We start from the raw sequence: 7,894 nt of genomic DNA on the forward strand, positions 1-7,894 counted from the left end.
ACTGAGTCACATCCAACAGGTATGTCGACTGACCCGCCGCTATCGCGGGCAAGCCCGCTCCCACAGGTTTTTCGGTGAACCTCAATATCAGTGCTTGGCCTCCACCATTCAGCGTTGTTCGATTGGTACGAACTTGCGCTGTTCAACGCCGGTGTATTCGGCGCTCGGGCGGATGATGCGGTTGTTGGCGCGTTGTTCGTACACGTGGGCAGCCCAGCCGGTCAGGCGCGAGCAGACGAAGATCGGTGTGAACAACTTGGTCGGAATGCCCATGAAGTGGTACGCCGAGGCATGGTAGAAGTCGGCGTTCGGGAACAGTTTCTTCTGTTCCCACATGGTCTTGTCGATGGCTTCGGACACCGGGAACAACACCTTGTCGCCCACTTCGTCGGCGAGTTTTTTCGACCAGCCCTTGATCACTTCATTGCGCGGATCGTTGTCCTTATAGATCGCGTGGCCGAAGCCCATGATCTTGTCCTTGCGCTCGAGCATGCCGAGGGTGCCCTTGATCGCGTCTTCCGGCGACGAGAAGCGCTCGATCATTTCCATCGCCGCTTCGTTGGCGCCGCCGTGCAGCGGGCCGCGCAACGAGCCGATGGCCGCGGTGATGCACGAATACAGGTCGGACAGGGTCGACGCGCAGACACGTGCGGTGAAGGTCGACGCGTTGAACTCGTGCTCCGCGTAGAGGATCAGCGAAACGTTCATCACCTTGACGTGCAGCTCGCTCGGCTTCTTGCCGTGCAGCAGGTGCAGGAAGTGGCCGCCGATGGACTGCTCGTCGCTCACGCAATCGATGCGCTTGCCTTCGTGGCTGAAGCGATACCAGTAGGTCATGATCGCCGGGAACGCAGCCAGCAGGCGGTCGGTCTTGTCGTGCTGCTCGGAGAAGTTGTTCTCCGGCTCCAGGTTGCCCAGGAACGAGCAGCCAGTGCGCATCACGTCCATCGGGTGGGCGTCGGCGGGGATGCGTTCCAGCACTTCCTTGAGCGCTTGCGGCAGGTCACGCAGCTTGCTCAGCTTGGTGATGTAGGCGTTCAGTTGCGCCTTGCTCGGCAGCTCGCCGTACAGCAGCAGGTAAGCGACTTCTTCGAACTGCGCGTCAGCCGCCAGTTCACGAACGTCGTAACCACGATAGGTCAGACCGGCACCCGACTGGCCCACGGTGGACAGTGCGGTTTGCCCGGCAACCTGGCCACGGAGCCCGGCGCCACTGAGTACTTTTGCTTCGGCCATTTTTTGTCTCCAGCATTCTTGAATTTATTAGGGAAACTTCCCTCGCTTCCTGTAGGAGCGAGCTTGCTCGCGATGGTGGACGCTGCACCGCTGGGCATCAGGCTACCCGCGTTATCGTTGACGTCCATCGCAAGCGAGCTCGCTCCTACAGTTACAGGGTGTTCATTACTTCTTCGCTGCGAACAACGCATCGAGCTTCTGCTCGAAGGTGTGGTAGTCGATGCGATCGTAAAGCTCCATGCGGGTCTGCATGGTGTCGATGACGTTCGCCTGCGTGCCATCGCGGCGCAGCGCGGTGTAAACGTTTTCCGCGGCCTTGTTCATGGCGCGGAAGGCCGACAGCGGGTACAGCACCAGCGATACATCGGCACCGGCCAACTGCTCGGTGGTGTACAGCGGCGTCGCGCCGAACTCGGTGATGTTGGCCAGGATCGGTGCTTTCACACGACTGGCAAACAGCTTGTACATGTCCAGTTCGGTGATGGCTTCCGGGAAGATCATGTCGGCGCCCGCCTCTATGCACGCGGCGGCGCGATCCAGGGCAGACTCCAGACCTTCCACCGCCAGGGCGTCGGTACGGGCCATGATCACGAAGCTGTCGTCGGTACGGGCATCGACGGCGGCCTTGATACGGTCGACCATTTCCTGCTGGGTCACGATTTCCTTGTTGGGACGGTGACCGCAGCGCTTGGCGCCAACCTGGTCTTCGATGTGAATCGCCGCCGCGCCGAACTTGATCATCGACTTCACGGTACGAGCCACGTTGAACGCCGACGAACCGAAACCGGTGTCCACGTCCACCAGCAGCGGCAGGTCACACACGTCAGTGATGCGGCGCACGTCGGTCAGCACGTCATCCAGGCCGGTGATGCCCAGGTCAGGCAGGCCGAGGGAGCCGGCAGCGACCCCGCCACCCGACAGGTAGATCGCCTTGAAACCGGCGCGCTTGGCCAGCAGCGCGTGGTTGGCGTTGATCGCGCCGACCACTTGCAGGGGATGTTCGCTGGCGACCGCATCGCGGAAACGCTGGCCTGGTGTGCTCTTGTTCAAACTCATGACTCACCTCGTTTGGCTGTCGGGTTGACGCCGTCCTGGTAGTGACGGGCGATATTGCGTTTGGAGGCGCCGATGTGACGGCGCATCAACAACTCGGCCAGCTCACCGTCACGGTCGGCGATGGCATCGAGAATGCGGTGGTGCTCGGCGAACGCCTGGTGCGGGCGATTGGGCGTGGTGGAAAACTGGATGCGGTACATGCGCACCAGTTGATAGAGCTCGCCGCAGAGCATTTGGGTCAGCGTGCGGTTGCCGCTGCCCTGGATGATTCGGTAATGGAAGTCGAAATCGCCTTCCTGCTGGTAGTAGCCGACACCTGCCTGGAACGCCGCATCGCGCTCGTGGGTTTCCAGGACTCGACGCAGCTCATCGATTTCTTCGAGGCTCATGCGCTCGGCGGCCAGGCGACAGGCCATGCCTTCCAGGGATTCGCGAATTTCGTAGAGTTCAACCAGTTCGGCGTGATTGAGCGACACCACCCGCGCGCCGACATGCGGTACGCGCACCAGCAGGCGCTGGCCTTCCAGCCGGTGGATGGCTTCGCGCAACGGGCCACGGCTGATGCCGTAGGTGCGCGCCAGTTCCGGTTCGGAGATTTTGCTGCCCGGCGCGATCTCGCCTTTGACGATAGCCGCCTGAATGCGGCGGAAGACGTTCTCGGAAAGCGTCTCCGTATCGTCTTGCGTAGAAACCGGGGGATCGAGTTGATCCAGCATATTGTCGACACCTTGTGAGCCAATGCCGCAAAAACTAACGAATACCGGCGGCGCAGTCAAAGGATAAATAGATATTGTCGACAATCTTCTGATAACCGGTTGCACCATAAGGAAGCGACCCCATGGTTTATAGCCACCGGCCAGCGCTGGCGCCGTCAAACCACCGTGCTAGAATGCCGCCCGCATTTGTTTGTCACATCTGCACTGCCTGTCATGAAAACCTGACAGGCGTACGAGGGAGCTTGCGCAGCGATGCCAGGGCCTTGAATCAAGTCGGACCGCTGCGCATCAGGATTTATGAGACTCAAGCCCTTCCCTGCCTTCCTTTATTTACTTTGCCTGCCCGGGTTCGCAATGGCCGGGGAAAAGACCGTGTATGGCCTCAACGAGTACGCTTCGCTCAATGGCATCGACCTGGAAGTGGCCGCCAAGCTCGACACCGGGGCGAAAACCGCTTCCTTGAGTGCGCGGGATATCAAACGCTTCAAACGCAACGGCGAATCGTGGGTGCGCTTTTACCTGGCCATCGACGCCGCCCATTCGCACCCGATCGAACGCCCGCTGGCCCGTGTCAGCAAGATCAAGCGCCGGGCCGGCGACTACGACCCGGAGGAAGGCAAGAAGTACACCGCCCGCCCCGTGATCGAACTGGACATCTGCATGGGCTCGGCCCTGCGCAGCATCGAAGTGAACCTGACCGACCGCAGCGCGTTCCAATATCCGCTCCTGATTGGCTCCGAAGCACTCAAGCGCTTCGATGCACTGGTTGACCCCAGCCTTAAATATGCTGCCGGCAAACCCGCCTGCACCACCGACGCTCATACCGCCGAGTAATTCAAATGCGCTCTCTTACCCTTCATCTGAAACTGCTGATCGCCATCCTGGTGGTGCTGGGCATTTCAGTCACGGCCTATCAGATCTTCGTGCTGGGCATCCCGGTGACCGAAGACGCCACTGACGACCTGTGGAACATCGACGCCAAGGTCGAGTTCGTCGCCAGTGCCAAGGATCCGGTCAAGATCCAGATGTTCGTGCCGCCGCTGAGCCGCGACTTCGTCAGCCTCAACGAGAGCTTCATCTCCAATAACTACGGCGTGGCCGTGAACCGGGTCGACGGCAACCGCAAGGTCACCTGGTCGGCACGCCGGGCCAAAGGCAATCAGACGCTGTATTACCGCCTGGTGCTGACCAAGCGTTATTCCGGCGAGAAAGCCAAGATCAAGGGCCCGACTTTCCGTGACAGCGTCGCCATCGAAGGCCCGGAAAAAATCGCCGCCGAAGCCCTGCTCGCACCGATTCGCCAGCACTCGGCCGACGTCGAAACCTTCGTCGGTGAAGCGATCAAGCGGGTCAACAACCTCAACGACGACAACGTGAAACTGTTGCTGGCCGGTGATCCATCCACCGCGCACAAGGCGAAAATCGTCGAGTTGCTGCTGTCCATCGCCCACGTGCCGATCGAGAAGGTCCACACCATCCGCCTGGTGGCCGACCAGCCGCAAGTACCGGAACTGTGGCTGCGCAGTTTCAACGGCACCGACTGGCTGTACTTCAACCCGGAAACCGGTGAGCAGGGCCTGCCGACCGACCGCCTGCTGTGGTGGACCGGCGACGAAAACCTGATCACCGTCGACGGCGGCAAGAAAGCCAACGTGACCTTCAGCCTGAACAACAGCGAAATGAACGCCATTCGCCTGGCCAAGCTGACCGACGAAAACACCGACGCCAACTTCCTCGAGTACTCGCTGTACGGCCTGCCGCTGCAGACCCAGCAGACCTTCATGATCATGGTGATGATCCCGATCGGCGTTCTGGTGATCCTGATCCTGCGCAACCTGATCGGCATCCAGACCCTGGGCACCTTCACGCCGGTGCTGATCGCCCTGGCCTTCCGCGAAACCCAGCTCGGTTTCGGCATCGTGCTGTTTACCATCATCACCGCGCTGGGCCTGTCGCTACGTTCGTATCTCGAACACCTGAAGCTGCAAATGCTGCCGCGGCTGTCGGTGGTGCTGACCTTCGTGGTGGTGCTGATCGCGGCGATCAGCCTGTTCAGCCACAAACTCGGCCTGGAGCGCGGCTTGTCGGTGGCGCTGTTCCCGATGGTGATCCTGACCATGACCATCGAACGCCTGTCGATCACCTGGGAAGAACGTGGCGGCGGCCACGCCATGAAAGTGGCCATCGGCACGCTGTTCGCCGCATCCCTGGCGCACCTGATCATGACCGTGCCGGAACTGGTGTACTTCGTGTTCACCTTCCCGGCGATCCTGCTGATCCTGGTGGGCTTCATGCTGGCCATGGGTCGTTATCGCGGTTATCGCCTGACCGAACTGGTGCGCTTCAAGGCTTTCCTGAAGAAGGCTGACGCCTGATGTTCGGCCTCTGGAAGACCTGGAAGGCCCTGGAAGCCCGGGGCATCATGGGGATCAATCGGCGCAACGCAGACTATGTGCTCAAGTACAACAAGCGCAGCCTGTACCCGATCGTCGATGACAAGATCCTCACCAAAGAGCGCGCCATCGCCGCCGGCATCCATGTGCCCGAGTTGTATGGCGTGATCTCCACCGAGAAGGAAATCGACAAGCTCGAAGAGATCATCGGCGGACGCAACGACTTCGTGATCAAACCGGCCCAGGGCGCCGGTGGCGACGGCATCCTGGTGATCGCCGACCGCTTCGAGGGACGATACCGCACGGTGTCCGGCAAGATCATCAGCCATGAGGAAATCGAACATCAGGTGTCCAGCATCCTGACCGGCCTGTACTCCCTGGGCGGTCACCGCGACCGGGCGCTGATCGAGTACCGCGTGATTCCGGACCAGATCTTCAAGAGCATCAGCTACGAAGGCGTGCCGGACATCCGCATCATTGTCTTGATGGGCTACCCGGTGATGGCCATGTTGCGCCTGCCGACGCGCCAGTCCAACGGCAAGGCCAACCTGCACCAGGGCGCCATCGGTGTGGGCGTGGACCTGGCCACCGGCCTGACCCTGCGCGGCACCTGGCTGAACAACATCATCAACAAACACCCGGACACCACCAACGCGGTGGATGGCGTGCAACTGCCCTACTGGGACGGTTTCATGAAACTCGCCGCCGGTTGTCATGAGTTGTGCGGGCTGGGCTACATCGGTGTCGACATGGTCCTGGACCAGGAAAAAGGCCCGCTGATTCTTGAACTCAACGCCCGGCCGGGGCTGAACATTCAGATTGCCAATGACTGCGGGCTGACGTTGCGCACCCATGCGGTCGAGGCTCGCCTGGAAGACCTGAAGGCCCGCGGCGTGACCGAAACCGTCGAGGAACGCATAGCGTTTGTGCAGGAGATGTTCGGGCATATTCCTGCGGTCGAGGGTTGATCCGGTGTGGTGAGGGGGCTTGCCCCCTCGCCACATGCTTCTTTCCGACATCCCTCTAGGACCAAATCCTACAGGGGACTACAATCGCCACCCCGCCTCAATGGCTGATCTCCCCCGCCCATGCTGACCTGCTCCGTACACCCGCTGCCCTATCGCGCCAACCCCGCCGAGTACTTCGCGGCGATTCGCCATGCCCCCGGCGCCGTACTGCTCGATAGCGGTCGCCCCAGCGCCGACCGCGGTCGCTATGACCTGCTCAGCGCCTGGCCGCTGGAACAACTGACGGTATCGCCCGACGAAAGTGGCGAGGCGTTCCTGCAACGCCTGCGCGACAACCTGACACGGCTCGGCGAAGCCGCTCTGCCGGCATCTTATGAGCTGCCGTTTGCCGGTGGATTGATCGGCTACCTGAGTTACGACTTCGGCCGACACCTGGAGCGCCTGCCAAGCCAGGCGCGGGACGACCTGCAACTGCCTGACGCGCGTTTCGGCCTGTACGGCTGGGCATTGGTCAGCGATCACCTTGCTCTGACCAGCCAGCTGGTGTTCCACCCGACACTGCCCGGCAGCGAGCGTCAGCGCCTGATCGACCTGTTCAGCCAACTGTCACCCGAAACGGTCGCGCCATTCAATCTGCTCACGCCGATGACGGCCGACTTGAGCGCGGACGAGTATCAACAGGCCATCGAGCGCATCCAGCAATACATTCAGGCCGGCGACTGTTACCAGGTCAACTTCGCCCAGCGTTTTCGCGCACCCTGCCAGGGTGATCCGTGGGCCGCCTACTGCGCGCTGCGAGCGGCATGCCCGACGCCTTTTTCCGGTTTCCAGAGTCTGCCTGACGGCGACGCCGTACTCAGCCTGTCGCCGGAACGCTTCGTCAAAGTCAGCCAGCGCCATGTGGAAACCCGCCCGATCAAGGGCACCCGCCCGCGCGGCCTAACGCCCGGGCAAGACGCCGCGAACGCCGCCGAACTGCTGGCCAGCCCCAAGGACCGCGCGGAAAACCTGATGATCGTCGACCTGCTGCGCAATGACCTCGGCCGCACCTGCCGCATCGGGTCGGTACGGGTACCGGAATTGTTCAGCCTGGAGAGTTACCCGAACGTGCATCACCTGGTGAGCAGCGTCACCGGTGAACTGGCGGACGACCGCGACGCCCTGGACCTGATTGCCGGCAGCTTCCCCGGCGGTTCGATTACCGGCGCGCCAAAGATTCGCGCCATGCAGATCATCGACGAACTGGAACCGACCCGGCGCGGGCTGTATTGCGGTTCGTTGTTGTATCTCGATGTGCGCGGCGAGATGGACAGCTCCATCGCCATCCGCAGTTTGCTGGTCAAGGACGGGCAGGTGTGTTGCTGGGGCGGCGGCGGGATTGTCGCGGATTCCGAGTGGCAGGCCGAGTATCAGGAATCGATCACCAAGGTGAAGGTGCTGCTCGACACCCTGCAAAACCTCTAAAAGCATCGCGGGCAAGCCACGCTCCCACAGGTTTGTGTTGATCGCACAATTGTGGTTCGAC

Annotated in this window: 7 protein-coding genes; 4 read left to right on the forward strand and 3 right to left on the reverse strand. The window is 61.4% G+C overall.

Annotation, left to right across the window (positions count from 1 at the left end; genetic code table 11):
* Positions 1 to 108: 108 nt before the first annotated feature.
* The 3 genes from prpC to EI969_RS09850 all read right to left on the reverse strand — a co-directional run bounded on the left by prpC (position 109) and on the right by EI969_RS09850 (position 3,008).
* A complete protein-coding gene (gene prpC / locus EI969_RS09840; protein WP_046042905.1) occupies positions 109 to 1,236 on the reverse strand; it encodes a 2-methylcitrate synthase in 1,128 nt (375 codons plus the stop codon).
* Between the two features lie 165 nt (positions 1,237 to 1,401).
* Positions 1,402 to 2,292 carry a methylisocitrate lyase gene (gene prpB / locus EI969_RS09845; RefSeq protein ID WP_034147993.1) on the reverse strand — a complete coding sequence of 297 codons (891 nt, stop codon included), beginning with the start codon at positions 2,290 to 2,292 and terminating at the stop codon, positions 1,402 to 1,404.
* Positions 2,289 to 3,008 (reverse strand): GntR family transcriptional regulator, encoded by a 720-nt coding sequence (locus tag EI969_RS09850; protein WP_150715717.1) that lies wholly within the window; start codon positions 3,006 to 3,008, stop codon positions 2,289 to 2,291. Before EI969_RS09850 ends, prpB begins: the two co-directional genes overlap by 4 nt.
* 297 nt (positions 3,009 to 3,305) lie before the next feature.
* On the opposite strand from EI969_RS09850, the gene EI969_RS09855 reads away from it, so the two are divergent.
* The 4 genes from EI969_RS09855 to pabB all read left to right on the forward strand — a co-directional run bounded on the left by EI969_RS09855 (position 3,306) and on the right by pabB (position 7,833).
* Positions 3,306 to 3,842: an ATP-dependent zinc protease gene (locus EI969_RS09855; protein WP_085716837.1), complete on the forward strand. Its 537-nt coding sequence runs from the start codon at positions 3,306 to 3,308 to the stop codon at positions 3,840 to 3,842.
* Positions 3,843 to 3,847: 5 nt separating this feature from the next.
* Complete coding sequence (locus tag EI969_RS09860; protein ID WP_110661525.1) at positions 3,848 to 5,383, forward strand: inactive transglutaminase family protein; 1,536 nt, start codon at positions 3,848 to 3,850, stop codon at positions 5,381 to 5,383.
* Positions 5,383 to 6,369 carry an alpha-L-glutamate ligase-like protein gene (locus EI969_RS09865; protein WP_160387422.1) on the forward strand — a complete coding sequence of 329 codons (987 nt, stop codon included), beginning with the start codon at positions 5,383 to 5,385 and terminating at the stop codon, positions 6,367 to 6,369. Before EI969_RS09860 ends, EI969_RS09865 begins: the two co-directional genes overlap by 1 nt.
* 120 nt (positions 6,370 to 6,489) lie before the next feature.
* Complete coding sequence (gene pabB, locus EI969_RS09870) at positions 6,490 to 7,833, forward strand: aminodeoxychorismate synthase component I (RefSeq protein WP_160387424.1); 1,344 nt, start codon at positions 6,490 to 6,492, stop codon at positions 7,831 to 7,833.
* Positions 7,834 to 7,894: the final 61 nt, after the last annotated feature.

This window comes from Pseudomonas sp. PB101 (assembly GCF_009764265.1).
In the GTDB taxonomy this organism is placed as follows: Bacteria; Pseudomonadota; Gammaproteobacteria; order Pseudomonadales; family Pseudomonadaceae; genus Aquipseudomonas.